Here is an 18,959-nt window from a genome sequence, read left to right as displayed (position 1 = left end):
CATTTCCTGATCATTTTTCTGTTTCTTATTGTAGCACTTTTCTCTTTTCCAGAGAACTTATTTTTTTCACATTTTTACTACATTTCCATCACAGATTCCCATTATACTGCAAAGCATAGAAACAAAAAAGGAAGCAAACAAAACCGGAAGCCGATTCCGGAACACAGTTTAAAATACAGATACCAGAAAGGAAGCATTTATTATGATGGACTACAGAAACAACTACAATAACGAAAACGAAACCAATAATGAGAACATGATGGCAGCAGAGCAGAACAGCTTCAACGGAAAGAAACCTTCTTCCAAAAACAAAAAAGCTGCTAAGCTTGCAAAAAAAATCGGAGCCATCGCCTTAAGCGCAGTTCTGTTCGGCGGTGTTGCCGGCGGTACCTTCCAGGCAGTCAACCACTTTGCCGGAAGCACGACAGCCACTGCAACAACAACCACTGCACAGCAGACGACTTCCAACAGCAGCCTCTTAAAAGCCGCTGCCACATCCTCAAGCTCCACTTCCACCGGAACGATGGATGTTTCCACGATTGCGAAAAACGCAATGCCGTCGATCGTCTCCATCACAAACCAGTCCGTACAGGAAGTACAGAACTACTTCAGCATGTTCGGTTACGGTGCCCAGACTCCGCAGACCGAGGAGACCACAAGCTGCGGTTCCGGTATCATCATCGGAAAGAATGACACCGAGCTTCTGATCGTCACCAATAACCATGTAGTAGAAGATGCCGATACTCTTTCTGTTAGTTTTGTAAACAATCAGGTCTGCAAGGCAAATATCAAAGGTACCGATGCCGATAACGATCTTGCCGTCATCGCCGTTCCGCTCTCCGAGATCCCGGATGACACGATGAGCAGCATCGCTGTTGCCACGATGGGCGATTCTGATTCCGTTGAGGTCGGCGAGCAGGTCGTTGCGATCGGCAACGCACTCGGCTACGGCCAGTCCGTTACGACCGGTATCATCAGTGCTGCAAACCGTGTGATCGACAGCGATTCCTCTTCTGACGGAAGCTCCGATGGAACAACGGCAGATACTTCTTCCACTGATACAACCGGAAAGACCTACTTACAGACCGATGCAGCCATCAACCCTGGCAACAGCGGCGGCGCTCTTCTGAACATGAACGGAGAGGTCATCGGTATCAACTCCGCAAAACTTGCTTCTACAGAGGTAGAGGGCATGGGCTATGCAATCCCGGTCTCCCGTGTTTCCGATATCATTGAAAATCTGATGAATGAGCAGACCAGAACAAAGGTTGCCGCAGAAGATCAGGGAACGATCGGCATCAAATGCCTCGATGTCAGCAGCCAGATCCAGCAGGCATACAATATGCCGGCCGGCATCTATATCTCCGAAGTAACCTCCGGCGGTGCCGCTGAAAATGCAGGTCTGAAATCCGGATACGTTCTGACCAGCTTTGACGGACATTCCATCACCTCCACCAGCGAGCTGAAATCCCTGCTGCAGTATTACTCTGCCGGCGAAACCGTTGAGGTGGAAGTACAGGTTCCAGACAACGGATCCTATGAGACAAAGACCTTCTCACTGACCCTCGGAACGAGCACCAGCTCTTCAGATGATCAGCAGAGCGATTCCCAGCAGAATGCGGGTTCATCCCGCTCTGCAGAGGGTGGAAATACCCTGACCTCCGCTACTCCTTCGATCTGACTGCCCGCTCTCCCGTGAAAGAAATCCATAAATAAAAAACATCATAAGCATGAAAGAAAGGCCCCGAAACATAACTCCAATGTTTCGGGGCCTTTCTCCTATTCTCTTAATCCATTTCTTATTTTTCTGCTCCTGCAACTGCCTCGCGGGCTGCTTTCTCTTCCGGATCTTCATCCAGAATGGAGAATGCAATATTGGTTGCATGGTCCGCGACACGCTCGAGTCCGGATACAAGATCGGAGAAGATCATGCCGGCTTCCGGCGTACATTCGTTGCGGGTCAGACGCTCTACATGCTTCTGCTGCAGATCCCGCTCCTCCTGATCAATGGAATTTTCAATATCAATGATCTCCTGCAGGTGCTGCAGATCATTCTTTGCAAACATTTCGATCGACTCATCGAGAATTTTTAATACCATATCCAGCATCTCGGAAAGATCCAGTTCGCCCTGTTTGCTGAAGGTCACATTGTCATTCGTCATCTGCACAGCAGAATCTGCGACATTCTCGGCATGATCACCAATCCGCTCGATATCATTGACCACATGGAACAGCGCTCCGATGCGCATAACGTCTGATGTCGGCAGCGATGCCTGATTTAAGTGAACCAGATAGTTCGTAATCTCTTTGTTCAGGAAATTAATATTTTCCTCGACACGGTAGACCTCATCGATTTCTTTCTGATCGCGGGTCACCAGCGTATTCATCGCGCGAATCAGGTTGGTCTCTGCCATCTGTGCCATACGCTCCATCTCACGGACAGCCTGCAGAACTGCAGTCGTCGGGGACATCGCGTGTTTCGAGCTGATGTAGGCAAGCTCGAACTTTTTGTCTTCCTCGTCATTTCCGCGGATGATAAAGTACGTTGCCTTCACCAGAAGCGGGGTAAACGGCAGCATCAGGAGTACCTGGCATACTTTGATGATCGAGTTTGCATTTGCGATCATACGGCCTGCTTCGTTTCCGGAAATACCCATAAAGAAGTCAACTACCTGATTTCCAAACAGCAGGAAAATAATGGAGCAGACAATCGTTCCGGAGATGTTGAACAGCAGGTGGACACATGCCGCACGTTTTGCATCTTTTTTGCAGCCGAAGCTGGCAAGAATAGCGGACATCGTACATCCGATGTTGCATCCAAGCATCATAAACAGACAGATCGGAAGTCCCATCAAGCCCTCTCTTGCAAGAAGCATGATGATTCCGACCGTTGCAGAGTTACTCTGCAGAATCGCGGTAGCCACCCAGCCGACTAAGAACGCAAGAAACGGATTCGTCAGGGATCCGAGGGCGTTAACGACTGCCGGGATCTCTTTTGCTTCGTTCAGGGCTCCTGAGATACCGGAGATACCCATAAACAGAATACCAAATCCCAAGATAACCTCGCCGAGACGGCTGATCGTCAGATTGTTCTTTACGAACATAACCATCAGAACACCGATGATGACAAACAGCGGCGCGATATCCGCAAGGTCAAACGCAATCAGCTGTCCGGTAACTGTCGTACCGATGTTTGCTCCGAGGATAATTCCAGGAGCCTGTGCCAGTTTCATCAGACCGGAGTTTACGAAGCTGACCACCATAACGGTTGTAGCGTTGGAGGACTGAATCAGCGCGGTAAAGAAAATACCGACCAGAAGACCGATCACACGGTTCTTCGTAAATACCTCCAGAATGCTTCTCATCTTGGATCCGGCAACCTTCTGCAGTCCTTCACTCATCAGCTTCATTCCATATAAGAAGAAGCCCAGACCGCCCATCAAAGACACTATTACACTCATATTCTTTTTTCTTCCTTGTCTTTTTCTGATGTCTTTTCAAAATCCCTGTCAAAGCATTTTCATGTTTTGGTCTCAATATTTTACATTTCCTTAACGCAGATTTTACAAGACACCTTTTTTATCATAAAAGAAATCATGACATTTGTCTATAGAAAAATTAAAAATTTCGACAAGAAATTTTCAGATTCTTTTCGTTTCTTTCTTGCATTCTACTTGATAATATTGTAACATTTAGGATGTTTCCATATTATGAGGCGACATTTCCGCCTACAAAATTCAAAAGGAGAGAAAACTATGGAAAAGTTTAGCAAGCTGATGGAAAACACATTCAAGCTGCGGGAAAATGGAACAACGGTCAAAACCGAGATCATCGCCGGTGTCACCACGTTCATGACGATGGCGTACATTCTTGCCGTCAACCCGAACATCCTTTCCTCCACCGGCATGGACCACGGCGCTGTCTTTACCGCAACGGCTCTGGCAGCCTTCCTTGGCACCCTGCTCATGGCACTTTTTGCCAATTATCCATTCGCTCTGGCACCTGGAATGGGCCTCAACGCCTATTTCGCCTACACCGTTGTTCTCGGATACGGATATAGCTGGCAGGCAGCCCTGACCGCCGTTTTTGCAGAAGGTATCATCTTTATTGTACTTTCTCTGACCAACGTCCGTGAGGCGATCTTCAACTCCATTCCGGTCAGCCTGAAATCTGCAGTCAGCGTCGGCATCGGTCTGTTCATCGCATTCATCGGACTTCAGAATGCAAAAATTGTACTGCCGAACTCTTCAACCGTGGCAGGCCTCTATTCCCTGTCTTCCTACAATGCCAACCTGCAGTCTGCAGCCACATTAAACGGAACGGAGTATGTGGCAGGAACGTTTAACGATGTCGGAATCACCGTTCTGCTCGCAGTCATCGGTGTTATCCTCACCGCTGTTCTTGTCGTACGCAATGTAAAAGGAAACATCCTCTGGGGAATTCTTGCAACCTGGATCCTCGGCATGATCTGCCAGGCATGCGGTCTCTACGTTCCGAACCCGGCAAACGGCTTCTACAGCCTGTTCCCGGATTTTTCCAACGGACTTTCCATTCCAAGCCTTGCCCCGATTTTCGGAAAACTGGATTTCTCCATTCTGAAAACAGGCGAGTTCTTCGTGATCATGTTTGCATTCCTGTTTGTCGATATGTTTGATACCATCGGAACTCTGATCGGTGTATCTTCCAAGGCAAACATGCTCGACAAAAACGGAAAACTTCCGCGCATCAAGGGCGCGCTGATGGCAGATGCTGTTGCTACCTGCGCAGGTGCTGTTCTTGGTACTTCTACCACAACGACTTTCGTTGAGAGTGCTTCCGGCGTTTCCGAAGGCGGCCGTACCGGTCTTACCGCTGTTACCACTGCAATCCTCTTCGGCCTCGCTCTGTTCCTCTCCCCGATCTTCCTTGCCATCCCGTCCTTTGCAACGGCTCCGGCACTGATCGTGGTAGGCTTCTACATGCTGACCAACGTAGTCAACATTGATTTCAGCGATCTTTCCGAGGCGATTCCGTGCTACATCTGCATCGGAGCAATGCCATTCTTCTACAGCATTTCCGAAGGTATTGCCATGGGAGTTATCTCCTACGTTGCAATCCAGATCCTGAGCGGAAAAGCAAAAGAAAAAAAGATCAGCGTGATCATGTACATCCTGGCTGTTCTGTTTATCTTAAAATACCTTCTTCTGTAATGGCTTTTTAACGATACAGAACTGCATAAAAAGGCTCCTGTCCCACAGATTTTATTCTGTGAAACAGGAGCTCTTTTTATGCTCTGAATCAAAAATTTTTATTCTGCCAGGGTCCGGTAAAAGCAGGTGCGGTTTCCGGTGTGGCACGCTGCGCCGACCTGTTCTACTTTGGCAAGAATTGTATCGTTGTCGCAGTCGATCAGAAGCTGTTTTACATACTGCACATGGCCGGAGCTCAGTCCTTTCGTCCAGAGCTCATTGCGGCTTCTGCTCCAGTACGTCATTTTTCCAAGGCGCAGTGTCGTCTCAAACGCTTCTTCATTCATGTAGGCGAGCATCAGCACTTCGTCATTTTCCGCATCCTGTACAACAACCGGAACCATGCCGTCGCTGTTTGTCTTAAAATCCGCCCAGGTAAAATCACATTTTAATGCTTGTTTCATCTCTTGTTCTCCTCTTTTTCTGCTCTTACAGGCTGCCCTTGGTCGAGAGCACGCCGGCAATTCTCGGATCGAAGGAAGTTGCCTCATCGAGTGCCTTCGCAAATGCTTTGAACATCGCCTCGATGATGTGGTGGTTATTTCCGCCGTCAAGCACTTTGATATGCAGATTCATCTGCGCCGCATAGGAAACGGCGTAGAAGAATTCTTTTACCATCTCGGTCTCCATCTCTCCTACTTTCTCCCGCGTAAATTCTGCCTGGAAAGAGAGATACGGTCTGCCGCAGAGGTCAACGGCCGAGAGCACCAGTGTCTCGTCCATCGGAAGGATTTTGTCGCCGTAGCGGCGGATGCCCTGTTTGTCGCCGACTGCCTCGCGGATTGCAGTTCCGAGCACGATACCGGTGTCCTCGATCGTGTGGTGGCCGTCTATATCAAGGTCTCCATCTACAGAAACGGAAAGGTCGAAAAGACCGTGGCGGGCAAAGCCGTCGAGCATATGGTCAAAAAAGCCGATGCCGGTGTGGATGTCGCTCTTTCCCGTTCCATCCAGATTTAATGTCATGCGGATCTTTGTTTCTTTTGTCACGCGTTCTACGCTGGCTGTTCTGTTCTCCACTTACTCTTCCCCCTCAAAACGGACGGCAATCGAATTGGCGTGTGCCGTCAGGCTCTCTGATTTTGCAAAGCTCTCGATATCCTCGTGGATCTCGGAAAGGGCTTCTCTGGAATAATAGATGATGCTGGATTTCTTCACGAAATCGTCTACGGACAGCGGGGAGAAGAATTTTGCGGTTCCGTTCGTCGGCAGGATATGGTTCGGGCCGGCAAAATAGTCACCGAGAGGCTCGCTGGAGTTCTCGCCGAGGAAAATAGCACCGGCGTTATGTACCTTCATCATATCCTCAAACGGGTTCTTCGTCACGATCTCGAGGTGCTCCGGTGCGATGGCATCTACGGTGTCGATCGCTTCCTGATGCGAATCGGTGACAAGGATGTAGCCGAAGTTGTCCAGTGATTTGGAGATGATGTCGCTTCTGGAGAGGACTTTTAAGAAACCGTCTACCTCTTCACTTACCTTCTCTGCCAGTTCCTGGGAGGTGGTAATGAGGATCGCACTTGCAAGCTCATCATGCTCAGCCTGGCTTAAGAGATCGGCTGCCACGAACCGCGGATTTGCAGTCTCATCAGCAAGGACAAGAATCTCACTTGGGCCTGCGATGGAGTCGATGCTGACATTTCCGTATACGGCTTTCTTTGCAAGGGCAACGTAGATGTTTCCAGGTCCTACGATTTTATCGACTTTTGGAATGCTCTCGGTTCCGTAAGCAAGGGCTGCAATTGCCTGTGCACCGCCGATTTTAAAGACGCGGTCCGCACCGGCTTCTTTTGCTGCTGCAAGGACAACCGGGTTGACTTTTCCGTCTCTGCCGCACGGCGTTGTCATGCAGATTTCTTTGACTCCTGCCACTTTTGCCGGAAGAATGTTCATCAGAACAGAGGACGGATACGCTGCCTTTCCTCCCGGAACGTATACGCCGACACGGTTCAGGGCGGTCAGCTTCTGGCCAAGCATCGTTCCGTTCTCGGTAGAGGTGAACCAGCTGTTCTGTTTCTGTTTTTCGTGGAACTCACGGATATTTTTCATGGATCTGCGGATGACACCGATCAGCTCTGGATCTACGATGTTGTACGCCTCATCAATCTCTTCCTGTGTTACTTCTACGGTAGAAGCATCGAGTACCGCGTGGTCGAATTTCTCGGTATATTCGAAAACGGCTGCGTCTTTTCTTGTTTTTACATTCTCAATGATCTCCTGCACGGAAGCCTCGTACGTTCCGTACTGTGTCGGGCTTCGTTTCAGCATATTCTCCAGAATATTTTCTGTGGTCTCTTTTGTCAGTTTTACGATTCTCATACCAGTGCTCCTTTCAGATCCTGAATTAATTTGGTAATTCTCTCATTTTCCATCCGCATGCTCACCTGGTTGACAACCATGCGCGCAGACAGCGGGCAGACCTCCTCGAGAACGGTCAGGCCGTTTTCCCGTAAAGTGCTTCCTGTCTCTACAATATCCACAATCACTTCGGAAAGTCCGACAATCGGTGCCAGCTCGATCGAGCCGTTCAGCTTGATCATCTCAACGGTCTGGTGCTTGCGGTTGTAGAAGTAATCCTTGGCAATGTTTGGGTACTTCGTTGCCACACGGATCTGCTGGTTGTGCTGCAGCAGCTCACGCGCGGATTCCGGTCCGCAGACACACATGCGGCACTTGCCGTAGCCAAGGTCCAATACCTCGTAGAGGCGTCTTCCTTCCTCCAGAATCGTGTCCTTTCCGACGATTCCGATATCCGCTGCGCCGTACTCCACATAGGTCGGCACATCCGGACCTTTGGCGAGGAAGAAACGGAGCTTATGCTCTTCGTCCGTGAAAATCAGCTTTCTCGTATCTTTATTTTTCATTTCATCGCAGGTGATGCCGACTTTTTCCAGCAGCTCCAGCGTCTGGTACGCCAGGCGTCCTTTTGTCAGTGCAATGGTCAAATATCTCATCTTTTTCGTACCCTTCCTCTCCTACAGCTCCACCGGCTGTACTTCTCCTGTCGACAAATCGATAGCAAGCACCGAATCGCTCTTCTGAATATAGACAATGCCGCCGAACTGGTTCTTTCTGCCGTATTCTTCATAATCTGCAAGAACCTTGTCCCTTGCAAAGCAGACCAGCGCGACATCCATGCCCTTGCTTCTGTGCTCGTTAGCAAGTTTTACGGCCAGCGGCTGAAGAAAATCCGGGTAGAGTAGCATCGTTTTCGTATTGGCAATCGGAAGAGAAATTTTCTGGCGCTCCAGTGCATTCATCAGAGATTCCATGACAGTACAGAATCCGATCGCCGGCGCTTTCTTTCCGAAGTGCTGCAGCAGTGCATCGTAGCGGCCGCCTTTTACGATCGGCTCGCCGGTGCCGTAGGTGTAGGCCTGGAAAATAATACCGGTGTAGTAATGGAATTTGCTTAAAAGGCCGAGATCGAAGAAGACGTATTTTTCATAGCCGTAATCTTTAACGATCTCATAGATCGTAGCCAGACGATCGAGTGCCTCTCTTGCCGCCGGATTTCTTGTAAGGCCTTTTGCCTTTTCGAGAATCTCTGCATTTCCGAACAGTTGCGGAACATCACGGAGTGCTTCAAACAGATCACTTCGAAGGTTCTGTTTTGCCAGCAGCTCCTCGGCGCCAAAATGATTTTTAATGGAAATCAGTTCTTTTAATTCGTTCAGAACATCCTCGGCGAGCGCAGCTTCCTCGGCGAGCGCCTGGAAGAAACCTACGTGGCCGATGCTGATCTGGAAATCGGTAAGACCGGCATCCAGCATAACTTTTACGGTCATCGCAATGATCTCTGCGTCTGCCATTGCGGAATCATCGTTTAAGAGCTCGACGCCCATCTGGGTGGACTCTTTTAAGCGGCCCTGATAGCTGCTGCTGTTGACGAAGCTGCTTCCTCTGTAGCAAAGGCGGATCGGCATCGTCTCTTCCATGAAATACATGGAGGCTGCGCGTGCAATCGACGGGGTAAAGTCCGGACGGAGCACAAGGGTGTTGCCGTCGCGGTCAAAGAATTTGTAGAGCTCGCGGGACGGTGTTGTTCCCACTTCTCTTCCGAATACATCAAAAAACTCGAACGTCGGTGTTTCAATATCCTGATATCCAAACGCATGAAATACCTGCTCAATCTGATTCTCCATGTATAATTTTTTCGTACATTCCTGATTGTAGACATCCCGGACGCCTTCCGGGGTATGAATTAATCGATCCATGTTTTGTTGTCCTCACTTTTTCGCTTTAGTCCACTACCATATTACCATATTGAATTTAAAACTATGGTTAGTATATCGGAAAACATTTTCCCTGTCAACTCAAAATTTTAATCCGCTTTCGAATCCCGTATCTCCAGATCCTTCTGGATTCCGTTCAGGTACGGGACGAGAACGCTGCTTCCCGTTCTGGGAAGGAAGAATGACGTTTCAAGCTCGGTGTAGGAAAAATGCTTCTTTCCGCCGTTCTGTCCGCGGTCCCAGAAGGTTTTCATCGTCTCATACCGCAGGTAATAATATTCGTCCCGCGCCGTAAAATACAGCAGCAGGAAGGAAATCCCCCCCTGCTGCTCGAAATCTTTCATAAACGTGACCTGGTGCTCGTGGATGTTTGCGAGCGGAAAGGAATCCGTTTTGCACTCTTTGGCATCGAAGCAGACGGGAATGCCCTGTACAGCGCCGATGTAATCAACGGTACTCTTCTTTTCAAAATAAGCCAGCGTGATGTGTCTGCTCTCCTTATCTATTTTGATCGGGGTGATCGGCGTCGGCACCTTCTGGATCAGTGCCAGATGCTTGTCACGGTACTGCTCGTTTGTGCGGTTGATCATTTCCTCCAGCGTTGATCCGCGGAGTCCCCTCGATGTCCATGCCATAATTCCTGTCCTCGTCTTTGTTCTGTTCTTATTCAATCAGAGAAATTTTGTTCAGCGGCCAGTAGCGCAGAAAGGCCTTGCCGATGATCTTGTCTTTCTCTACGTACGGATTCAGCCAGTAGCGGGAATCCTTTGATACGTTCCGGTTGTCGCCGAGCATAAAGTAGCAGCCCTCCGGCACCTCATACGGTCCGAAATCGCCGACCGGTGTTTCCGGGCAGAAATCATCGCGCAGCGGATCGGTGGAATCGTTGATATACACCTTTCCGTCGCGGATCGTAACCGTCTCTCCCGGCAGTCCGATGACGCGCTTGATAAACTTCTGCTTCTCGTCGTCCGGATAATAGAAAATAACGATGTCATACCGCTGCGGATCGCTCTTTACATAAGCAAGGCGGTTACCGAAGATCTGGTCTCCGGTCATAATCGTGTTTTCCATGGAAGGAGATGGGATTCTTGCGTTGATGACAATGACCTGCTCCACAAAAACAACGACTGCCACGACAATAGCGATCATTTTTACATATTCCCAGATTTCCCGTCCGATGCTCGTCTCCTCCGTTTTTCTTGGTTTTGTTTCTTTCTTTTCGTTGTCTTTTCGGCTCATAATCCTTCTCCCGTCAAATGTTCTCCCTGTAAAATCCGGCGCACGGATGATGGCAGGGGCGCTGTAAAGGTTTTTCCGGACAGATCCGATAAGGTGCCCGTAAGCTCTGGAAATACCGCCTTCCACGAATGGAGAAGTTGGTATTTCAGTCCGTATTTTTCCCGGAAGCGGCGGTTAAACTCCGCATCCCCGTATTTCGTATCTCCCGCAAGCGGATGACCGATGCTCGCGAGATGGCTGCGGATCTGATGGCTCTTTCCGGTCACCAGCTCAACCTCCAGCAGCGTACAGCCTCTTCCGGCACAGAGCGGCCGGTATGCGGTTTCTATGTAAACAGCATCTCCCTGCTGCTCTCTCTGAATCGAAACACGGTTTGTCCTCTCATTTTTTGTGAGATATCCGCGTATCCGCTCTGTCTCTGTCACGGTTCCTTTTACAACCGTCAGATAGTATTTTCCAACAGCCCGCTCTGCGATCAGTTCTGAAAGCTGCTGCGTCGCCGCAACGGTTTTTCCGGCAAGAATCAGACCGCTGGTGTTCCGGTCCAGACGATTGCAGAGTCCGGCGCGGAACATGGTCTCCTCCCCGGCATTTTTTTCCGAAAGATAGGCGCCGAGCGCTTCGGTAAGGCTCACATCCGTCTCTTTCGCCTTCTGTGAGAGGACACCTGCCGGCTTGTTCAGGAAAATTACTTTTTCGTCTTCATAGACGATATCCAGCTTCGGATACTTTACCTGTTTTCCAGCCGCCGGTTTTTCCGGTGTTTTCCGAAATTTTTCGATGGTCTCTTCCGCCAGATACAGCCGGATCGTATCGCCTGTTTTCAGCTTTTCACTGCCGTCCGCCTTTTTCTGGTTCAGCACAATGTTTTTCTTTCGCAGCATTTTATAGAAGAAACTCTTTGGCGCCTCCTCCATATATTTGGACAGATATTTGATGAGCTGCTGCGCGCAGTCTTTTTCTGTCACGGTCAGTTCTCTCATAGCAATGGTCTCCTACAGTGCCAGCGCCAGCATCGTGTGTTTCACCAGTTCCGTGCGGGACAGATCCGGGTACCGCTCATCCGGTTTGAAGTTTTCACTGGCGCTCTTTTCCAGCTCATCGTAGTTGCGGTTCAGGGAATCGAGGCGCTCCAGAAATGCTTTTTCCCGATCAAAAATCTTCACATGGCATTTGTAGCCGTTGGCACGGATGATCTTGTTCAGATACGTAGTGCAGTCCTCGATCTGTTTCTGGTCTTTGGCGCGCGTGGTGTAGCAGGCGATCTCCTCACCGCAGAACGCCGCTGCTTCGATCATCAGACTCGATTTTTCCTGTGTGATATACATTTCATATCCCATCAGCAGTTTTCCTTTTTTTGCCTCAATGGCATCGTACACTGCTTTGTCCACTGGCTTTTGCATAACCATCATGATAAAACCGACGGCGGCGCGGCAGCCCGGCAGACAGCCTACTACGGCGACAACCGTAAAAATGTTGCTCTTGTTTCCGTCTGCAAGCACAAGCCCGACAATAAAAACGATGGCCGGAAGGACGAACAGTCCCAGTGTCACAAGCAGTCTTTTTTTCTTTTCCCGGCGGATATAGCCGTAATCCCCTTTTCTGATCTTCATTCTTCTGTCATTTCCCTTCTTCGATAAGATCCCCGCTCATCTTCTGCGTGTTTATTTCTTTTTGTGCACGTTGCGGAGCGTCTTTTTCGGCCGTCCGCCTGTTTTGGCTTTTCCCTGTCCGGAACGGTCATTCGCCGTCTTCTGGCCAAAGCCTTTTCCGTTGGACCCTTTTCCTCTTGACGGTTTTCCTGCCTCCCCGGCCATCTTTCTCGGCCGTACGAGACATTTCGGTCCGAATCCGATCAGATCCTCCCGGTGTGTCCGGCGCAGTGCCTCGCAGACGAGCTCATAGTTCTCCGGATTCCGGTACTGAATCAGCGCACGCTGCATCGCCTTCTCATGCGGCGATTTCGGCACGTAAACCGGATCCATCGTCCGCGGGTCAAGACCGGTATAGTACATACAGGTGGAAAGTGTGGAAGGCGTCGGATAGAAGTCCTGTGCCTGCTCCGGGATAAATCCCATATCGCGGATGTACTCGGCAAGCTCCACCGCATCCTCCAAGTCACACCCCGGATGGGACGACATAAAATACGGAAGTGCGTACTGCTGCTTCCCCGTCTTTTTGTTGCACGCATCGAAGCGGCGGATAAATTCCTGATATACTTCGTGGCGCGGTTTTCCCATATAGGAAAGCACACGGTTCGAAACGTGCTCCGGCGCAACGCGGAGCTGACCGCTGACGTGATCCTTTACCAGCTCGGAAAGGAACGTCTGGTCTTTATCGGCCAGGACATAGTCAAAACGGATGCCGGAGCGGATAAAGACTTTCTTCACGCCCGGAATGTCTTTTAATTCCCGCAGCAGCTTCACATAATCTCTGTGATCTGCCACCATATTTTTACACGGCTCCGGGAAGAGACAGTTCCGGTTCGGGCAGGCGCCTTTGGTGAGCTGCTTTTTGCATGCCGGACCGCGGAAATCCGCCGTCGGGCCGCCGACATCGTGAATATAGCCTTTAAATTCTTTTTCCTGAACCATCTGCCGCGCTTCCGCCAGAATGGATTCGTGGCTTCTCGTCTGCACAACGCGTCCCTCGTGGAACGTCAGCGCGCAGAAACTGCAGGACCCAAAGCAGCCGCGGTTGCTCGTCAGACTGTATTTGATTTCCCCAAGCGCCGGCACACCGCCGTCTTTTTCATAGCTTGGGTGATAGGCGCGCATGTATGGAAGCGCATAGACATCATCCATCTCCTGCTCTGTCAAAGGACGGGAAGGCGGATTCTGTACAATGTAGCCCTGGCCCTCATACGGCTCTGCCATCGGCTTCGCATTGATGGCATCGGTATTTTTATACTGAATCGCAAAGCTCTCCGCATACGTCCGCTTGCTCTCCCGCACCTCCTCGAATGACGGCAGCACCACCGGGTCAATCAGGTGATCCAGCGTTTTGCTCCGATAAACGGTTCCCGGAATAAAGGTGACATCATGAACGTCAATGCCAGCCGCAAGTGCATCTGCAATCGCTACGATCGAAAGTTCTCCCATTCCGTACGAAATCAGATCCGCACCGGAATCGAGAAGGACGGAGCGGCGCACCTGGTCAGACCAGTAATCGTAATGCGAAAGGCGCCGGAGCGATGCCTCGATGCCGCCGAGGATCATCGGTGTATGTTTATACGTTCTCCGGATCAGATTGCCGTACACGGTAACCGCGCGGTCCGGCCGTTTTCCCATGACACCGCCCGGCGTAAAGGCATCTGTTTTTCGGTGCTTTTTCGCCACGGTATAATGGTTGACCATGGAATCCATATTTCCGGAAGAGACAAGAAAGCCAAGACGCGGTTCACCGAAAATCGAAATGCTGTTCTCGTCCTTCCAGTCCGGCTGTGAGATGATGCCGACGGAATAGCCGTTCGCCTCGAGCACACGGCTGATGATTGCCGGGCCGAACGAGGAATGGTCCACGTAGGCATCTCCGATGACATAGACAAAGTCAAACTGTTCGATTCCCCGTTCCTTCATCTCTTCTCTTGTAATTGGTAAAAAAGGCATGCTTTACTTTCCTTTCTGTGTTTCGGCGTCCGCTATGCCAAGCGCCGCTTTTTCTTCCTGCGTCAGGAGACGGGCACTGCCCTTTGGCAGCGCCGGATCAAGTTCCAGGCTCCCCATCGACAGCCGTTTCAAATAGACGACCGTTTTTCCGACCTTCTCAAACATGCGCTTGATCTGGTGGAAGCGGCCCTCACAGATGGTAATGCGGATCCGGCTTTCAAAAATGCCAGGCTCTTTTTCTGTCGTTTCCAGAATGGTAAGCTCGGCCGGAAGTGTCGGTTTGTCGTCCCCAATGTCGAGCCCTTCGGCAAATGCCTGCCGATCTTCTTCTGTCACTTTTCCGTCAATCACGGCCTCATACACTTTCGAGACATGCGATTTCGGAGAGAGCAGCCGGTGGGAAAGGGCTCCGTCGTTCGTAATCAGCAGCAGCCCTTCGGTGTCCTTGTCGAGCCGTCCGACCGGAAAGAGGTCTTTTCTTGCCGCACCACTTAAAAGATCGAGTACGGTCCGGTCACGGCGGTCCTCCGTCGCAGAGACGACACCCGCCGGTTTGTGGAGCATCCAGTATTCCATTTTCACATAGGAAATGCTGTTTCCGTCCACAGTCACCTGCGCTTCATCCGGGTCGACTTTCAGTTCCGGGGCTTTTGCCGTAATTCCGTCTACGGCCACCCGTCCCTTCCGGACCAGGGCCTTTACTTCCTGGCGTGTTCCCACACCCATGTCCGCCAGATATTTATCGAGTCGTAATTTACTCATACCATCCGCCATCCTGCATAATATTTATTCTTTAACGTTCCGTTGTTTATTTTTCCCCAGCCAAGTGGGAAATCATCCAGGCACACAAGCACCCAGCCCTTTTTCCCCTGACACTCTTCCTCGGAAAACGAGAGTGTCTCACCCTTTAAGTAGCGCATGACACGGTCATCTCCCTTGGGAATGGTCAAACACGAAACGTATTCTTCTTTTTTCAGATACGCCGCCAGCGCCTGGGACGGCTCGAAGCGGTTTTTCTTTACGGTGCCAAGCGAAAGTCCGGTCCGCAGATAGCGCAGACCCTTTGCCGCACAGACACCTTCCGGCAGAAAATAGAGCTGGTCTTTCACAAGGGCAAACGAACCATTCTTCCAGTCCATGCGCACGCCAGCAAGAAACTCTTCCGCCTCTTTCGGCAGCTTCTTTGTCGTTTCCAAAAGGCGGGACGGCTGCCGTTTCCGGCTCTCTCCCTGCTTTTTCAGGAGCGCCACGAAATGGCCTTCTCCCTCCATCCGCTGCGGGAAAATATGAACGCACCGGGAAAGATCGCGGCCATTCACGGATACTCCCGGCGCAAACTCTTCGTAACCCGGGGTAATCTCCTGTACTTCCATATCCGGATGCGCATCCAGCAGCCCTGCGATGACCTCTTCGTTCTCCTTTACAGAAAACGTACAGGTAGAGTACAGCAGCTCTCCGCCCTCTGCAAGCATCTGATACGCCTGCTCGATCAGTTTTTTCTGGATCGGCACATAATGCTCCGGCCCATTTTCACTGTAGTAGCGCAGCATTGAGCTCTCTTTTCGGAACATGCCCTCCCCAGAGCACGGCGCGTCAAGAAGGATCTTGTCAAAAAAGGCCGGATACAAGGTTACTAATTTTTCCGGATCCTCGCTCGTCACGAGAAGACGTCCCACTCCCTGGATTTCCAGGTTGCGCAGCAACGCCTTCGCCCGCGAATTGCTGATATCGTTTGCCAGCAGCATGCCGCCCTCACCGATCCGGCTTCCCAGCTCCGTTGCCTTTCCGCCCGGTGCCGCACAGAGATCGAGCACACGGTCATCCGGCTCAATTGGAAGGCGGGATGCCGGTGTCATCGCACTCGGCTCCTGCAGATAATACAGGCCCGCATAGTAATCGGCATCCTTTGCCGGATTGCAGCTCTCTTCATCGTAATAAAATCCATTTGGGATCCACGGAACCTTCTTAAGCGGAATATCGGTCCGCCTAAGAAACTCTTCTGTCGAAATTTTTCCGTTGTTTACCCGCAGTCCTCTATGTACCGCCTCGTCAAATGTCTTGCGGTATGCCTCATATTCTTCCTCACCGAGCAGCTGTTTCATCTCCTGCTCAAAGGCTTCCGGCAGTGTGATCATATCCGTTTATCCCCTTTTGTTCTAAAGTTCGTCTGTAATTGCCTGTGCGCGGTATCCCTCTGCAATCAGATCCAGTTCTTTGTGGAACCGTTTTAACTCCTGCAGATCGTTCTGCGCATAGATGTGATAAAACTCATCCTGAATTTTTTCTACTTCGCGTTTGTTCGTCACCTTGTAAAGATTCTCGATATTATTCAGGATATCCGTGATCAGATTCCGCTGTATCTGGGAGGAATTCTGTGCATCCATAATCTCACTCCGCACAGAGGACATCTCATTATCCAGCACAATAATCGCCTTTGCAGCTGCGCTTAAGCGCTCCCGGATGTGATCCGGAATGTTTGCCTTATATTTGTACTGCAGCGAGTGCTCAATCGTCGCCCAGAAATCCATCGCCATCGTGCGGATCTGGATTTCCACCTGGATGCGCTTCGGGCCGTTCATCGTCTCCACGGTATAGTAAACAATGAGGTGATAACTCCGGTAACCGCTGTCCTTCATGTGGCGGATGTAGTCTTTCTCGCTCTTAATCTCAATATCCGACCGCTTCTGGATCAGGTCGGCAACCTTTTCGATATCTTCAACGAACTGGCAGATGATGCGGATGCCCGCGATATCCTCCACCTGCTCCTCCATCTCTTCGGGCACAATGCCCTTTCTCTGCATTTTTTCCAGAATACTGGAAACACTCTTCACACGGCCGCTCACGCTCTCGATCGGTGAGTACAGCCCTTTTCCGTGGTGCTCCTTGATCAGATGCCGGAATTTCACCTGTAATTCCTTGACAGCCAGCTCGTATGGTTCCAGAATCTCATGCCATAACAGTATATCCATGTCCCCTAATCTCCTTTTTTGCTCCTGCTTTCAGCCATTTTTCTTATCGGATGGTAAACGCTTTGGAAATTCAATCCCCACCCTGTTACTTTATGCCTGTCTTTTCTGTTTTATGACTGTTTTTCAGAAACTTTTTTGAAATAGACACGGGCAGTTTTTTATGCCTGCCGTTTCGAAAGCTGCTCCAGAACGCGGCACAGGTACTGATACGTTCTCTCCACGGAGGAAATCGAAAGCCGCTCCTCGGTCGTGTGGATTGCTTTCATGTTCGGGCCGAAAGATACACAGTCAAGACCGGAAAGCTTTTCATAGAACAGACCGCATTCCAGTCCGGCATGAATCGCTTCCACTGCCGGTTTCTGTCCATACATGGCTTCATATTCCGCCACCATCAGATCGCGGAGGGCAGAATCCTCTTTATACTCCCATGCCGGGTACGCGCCCTCTACGTGGAACTCACCGCCCAGGAAACCGATCAGATACTCCAGCTTGTCGGAAAGGGCTTCCTTTGCACTTCCCACGGAGCTCCGCACACTTGCACACGCATGCAGGTGATCCGGCTCTAATTTCAGAATACCGAGGTTCAGGGATGTTTCCACCAGTCCCGGGATCTGGCCGCTCATCTTCTGTACCCCGTTCGGAAGATTCATCAGGAAAAAGACGGTTTTCTGCAGGCTGACCGGATGAAGCGCCGGTGCAGCGCCCTCGCCTGTTTTCTCTACCGTAACGGTAATACCGTCATCTGTTCCGCTGTACTCTCTGCAAAGATTTTCGGTGAAGCGTGATGCTTCCTCTTTTAAGATCTCTTTCTCTCCGCCGTCGATGGCAAGAAGCATGCGGGTTGTCCGCGGAATGGCGTTGTCTTTTAAACCGCCCTCCAGCTCGATCAGGGCATAATCCATCTTTCCTGCCAGTTCGTACAGGAAACGGCCCGCCAGAATGTTGGAGTTGGCACGGTTTTTGTGGATTTCCGTACCGGAATGGCCACCGGCAAGACCGGAAATCGTCACTTCCATCTGCTCACCCATCACTTCGCTTCTGCGCACCGGCAGATCCATCATGGCTGTCATACCGCCTGCGCACGATACGGTGAGAATGCCTTCCTCTTCAGAATCCATATTTAACAGTGTTCTTCCCTTTAATTCATTCCCGTTTAATGCTGCTGCGCCGAGCAGTCCGATCTCTTCATCCGTCGTAATCAGTGCCTCGATGGCCGGAAGCTGCAGATCATCCGATTCCAGCACAGCCAGCATATAGGCAACGGCAATTCCGTCGTCTCCGCCAAGCGTCGTGTCCCTGGCATAAATCTCATCGCCGTCGATGTGAAGCTCAAGGCCGTCCTTCGTAAAATCGTGGCTGCTGCCCGGCTTCTTCTCGCAGACCATATCGCAGTGGCCCTGCAGAATCACGGTCGGAGCCAATTCACATCCCTTCGATGCCGGGCGGCGGATGATCACGTTGTTGGACGCATCCTGATACCAGGATAATTCATGGTCCCTTGCAAACTGAACCAGATAGTCGCTCACTTCTTTTGTGTTTCCGGAGCCGTGCGGAATGCGGCAGAGCTCTTCAAAATAATAAAATACACGTTCCGGTTTTAATCCTGCTAATACGCTCATTTTTTCTTCTCCCATCTTCTTTTTTTCAAAGCTTCGTCATACTCTATTTTAGAAAGCG

General features: G+C 50.6%; 16 protein-coding genes and 1 pseudogene. 2 read left to right on the top strand and 15 right to left on the bottom strand.

Annotated features, from left to right (window positions below):
• The first annotated feature begins 202 nt into the window (after positions 1-202).
• Positions 203-1,681, top strand: coding sequence for a S1C family serine protease (locus tag DW743_RS03915; RefSeq protein WP_117508986.1), 1,479 nt, complete (start codon positions 203-205; stop codon positions 1,679-1,681).
• Positions 1,682-1,799: 118 nt separating this feature from the next.
• Here the strand turns inward: DW743_RS03915 and DW743_RS03910 are convergent, their stop codons facing one another.
• On the bottom strand, positions 1,800-3,461 hold the full coding sequence (locus DW743_RS03910) for a Na/Pi cotransporter family protein (RefSeq protein WP_117508987.1): 1,662 nt from the start codon (positions 3,459-3,461) through the stop codon (positions 1,800-1,802).
• A gap of 312 nt (positions 3,462-3,773) precedes the next feature.
• Here DW743_RS03910 and DW743_RS03905 point away from each other — a divergent pair, with 312 nt between their 5' ends.
• Complete coding sequence (locus tag DW743_RS03905) at positions 3,774-5,189, top strand: NCS2 family permease (protein WP_117509154.1); 1,416 nt, start codon at positions 3,774-3,776, stop codon at positions 5,187-5,189.
• A gap of 101 nt (positions 5,190-5,290) precedes the next feature.
• Here the strand turns inward: DW743_RS03905 and hisI are convergent.
• The 14 genes and pseudogenes from hisI to DW743_RS03835 form a co-directional block, all read right to left on the bottom strand.
• A pseudogene (hisI, locus tag DW743_RS03900) lies at positions 5,291-5,602 on the bottom strand (phosphoribosyl-AMP cyclohydrolase); the annotation flags it as partial.
• A gap of 55 nt (positions 5,603-5,657) precedes the next feature.
• Positions 5,658-6,194 (bottom strand): imidazoleglycerol-phosphate dehydratase HisB, encoded by a 537-nt coding sequence (gene hisB, locus DW743_RS03895; RefSeq protein ID WP_242991106.1) that lies wholly within the window; start codon positions 6,192-6,194, stop codon positions 5,658-5,660.
• A gap of 54 nt (positions 6,195-6,248) precedes the next feature.
• Positions 6,249-7,547, bottom strand: coding sequence for a histidinol dehydrogenase (gene hisD, locus DW743_RS03890; protein ID WP_055226357.1), 1,299 nt, complete (start codon positions 7,545-7,547; stop codon positions 6,249-6,251).
• Entirely contained in the window at positions 7,544-8,182 is a 639-nt protein-coding gene (hisG, locus tag DW743_RS03885) for an ATP phosphoribosyltransferase (protein WP_022461875.1), read from the bottom strand. The genes hisD and hisG overlap by 4 nt, the downstream gene beginning before the upstream one ends.
• A gap of 21 nt (positions 8,183-8,203) precedes the next feature.
• A complete protein-coding gene (gene hisZ, locus DW743_RS03880) occupies positions 8,204-9,445 on the bottom strand; it encodes an ATP phosphoribosyltransferase regulatory subunit (protein ID WP_117508989.1) in 1,242 nt (413 codons plus the stop codon).
• A gap of 107 nt (positions 9,446-9,552) precedes the next feature.
• The gene (locus tag DW743_RS03875) at positions 9,553-10,101 is read right to left on the bottom strand and encodes a Holliday junction resolvase RecU (protein WP_117509155.1); all 549 of its coding nucleotides are present in this window, start codon (positions 10,099-10,101) and stop codon (positions 9,553-9,555) included.
• Positions 10,102-10,126: 25 nt separating this feature from the next.
• Positions 10,127-10,705 (bottom strand): signal peptidase I, encoded by a 579-nt coding sequence (gene lepB / locus DW743_RS03870; protein WP_055265187.1) that lies wholly within the window; start codon positions 10,703-10,705, stop codon positions 10,127-10,129.
• Positions 10,702-11,688: an RluA family pseudouridine synthase gene (locus tag DW743_RS03865; protein ID WP_055226359.1), complete on the bottom strand. Its 987-nt coding sequence runs from the start codon at positions 11,686-11,688 to the stop codon at positions 10,702-10,704. Before DW743_RS03865 ends, lepB begins: the two co-directional genes overlap by 4 nt.
• Positions 11,689-11,700: 12 nt before the next feature.
• A complete protein-coding gene (locus DW743_RS03860) occupies positions 11,701-12,318 on the bottom strand; it encodes a DUF4191 family protein (protein ID WP_022461880.1) in 618 nt (205 codons plus the stop codon).
• A 51-nt stretch (positions 12,319-12,369) separates the two neighbouring features.
• A complete protein-coding gene (locus DW743_RS03855; protein WP_055226360.1) occupies positions 12,370-14,313 on the bottom strand; it encodes a YgiQ family radical SAM protein in 1,944 nt (647 codons plus the stop codon).
• A gap of 3 nt (positions 14,314-14,316) precedes the next feature.
• The gene (locus DW743_RS03850; RefSeq protein ID WP_117760317.1) at positions 14,317-15,075 is read right to left on the bottom strand and encodes a pseudouridine synthase; all 759 of its coding nucleotides are present in this window, start codon (positions 15,073-15,075) and stop codon (positions 14,317-14,319) included.
• Positions 15,072-16,445 carry an RsmB/NOP family class I SAM-dependent RNA methyltransferase gene (locus DW743_RS03845; protein ID WP_117760580.1) on the bottom strand — a complete coding sequence of 458 codons (1,374 nt, stop codon included), beginning with the start codon at positions 16,443-16,445 and terminating at the stop codon, positions 15,072-15,074. The genes DW743_RS03850 and DW743_RS03845 overlap by 4 nt, the downstream gene beginning before the upstream one ends.
• A 24-nt stretch (positions 16,446-16,469) precedes the next feature.
• Positions 16,470-17,282, bottom strand: coding sequence for a GTP pyrophosphokinase (locus DW743_RS03840; protein WP_055218019.1), 813 nt, complete (start codon positions 17,280-17,282; stop codon positions 16,470-16,472).
• Positions 17,283-17,440: 158 nt separating this feature from the next.
• The gene (locus DW743_RS03835; protein ID WP_117760318.1) at positions 17,441-18,901 is read right to left on the bottom strand and encodes an aminoacyl-histidine dipeptidase; all 1,461 of its coding nucleotides are present in this window, start codon (positions 18,899-18,901) and stop codon (positions 17,441-17,443) included.
• Between the last annotated feature and the right edge of the window lie 58 nt (positions 18,902-18,959).

It is taken from the genome of Blautia sp. AM28-27, assembly GCF_003480905.1.
GTDB classification, from domain to species: Bacteria; Bacillota; Clostridia; order Lachnospirales; family Lachnospiraceae; genus Fusicatenibacter; species Fusicatenibacter saccharivorans.
The sequence above is the reverse complement of the archived record's forward strand: the minus strand, read 5'-3'. Positions and strand labels throughout refer to the sequence as shown.

Excerpts from the sequence above, each read along its gene's own strand:
- DW743_RS03915 (WP_117508986.1), top strand. The coding sequence starts at position 203 with ATGATGGACTACAGAAACAACTACAATAACGAAAACGAAACCAATAAT.
- DW743_RS03910 (WP_117508987.1), bottom strand. The coding sequence starts at position 3,461 with ATGAGTGTAATAGTGTCTTTGATGGGCGGTCTGGGCTTCTTCTTATAT.
- hisB (WP_242991106.1), bottom strand. The coding sequence starts at position 6,194 with ATGACATTAAATCTGGATGGAACGGGAAAGAGCGACATCCACACCGGC.
- hisD (WP_055226357.1), bottom strand. The coding sequence starts at position 7,547 with ATGAGAATCGTAAAACTGACAAAAGAGACCACAGAAAATATTCTGGAG.
- hisG (WP_022461875.1), bottom strand. The coding sequence starts at position 8,182 with ATGAGATATTTGACCATTGCACTGACAAAAGGACGCCTGGCGTACCAG.
- hisZ (WP_117508989.1), bottom strand. The coding sequence starts at position 9,445 with ATGGATCGATTAATTCATACCCCGGAAGGCGTCCGGGATGTCTACAAT.
- lepB (WP_055265187.1), bottom strand. The coding sequence starts at position 10,705 with ATGAGCCGAAAAGACAACGAAAAGAAAGAAACAAAACCAAGAAAAACG.
- DW743_RS03865 (WP_055226359.1), bottom strand. The coding sequence starts at position 11,688 with ATGAGAGAACTGACCGTGACAGAAAAAGACTGCGCGCAGCAGCTCATC.
- DW743_RS03860 (WP_022461880.1), bottom strand. The coding sequence starts at position 12,318 with ATGAAGATCAGAAAAGGGGATTACGGCTATATCCGCCGGGAAAAGAAA.
- DW743_RS03855 (WP_055226360.1), bottom strand. The coding sequence starts at position 14,313 with ATGCCTTTTTTACCAATTACAAGAGAAGAGATGAAGGAACGGGGAATC.
- DW743_RS03850 (WP_117760317.1), bottom strand. The coding sequence starts at position 15,075 with ATGAGTAAATTACGACTCGATAAATATCTGGCGGACATGGGTGTGGGA.
- DW743_RS03840 (WP_055218019.1), bottom strand. The coding sequence starts at position 17,282 with ATGGATATACTGTTATGGCATGAGATTCTGGAACCATACGAGCTGGCT.
- DW743_RS03835 (WP_117760318.1), bottom strand. The coding sequence starts at position 18,901 with ATGAGCGTATTAGCAGGATTAAAACCGGAACGTGTATTTTATTATTTT.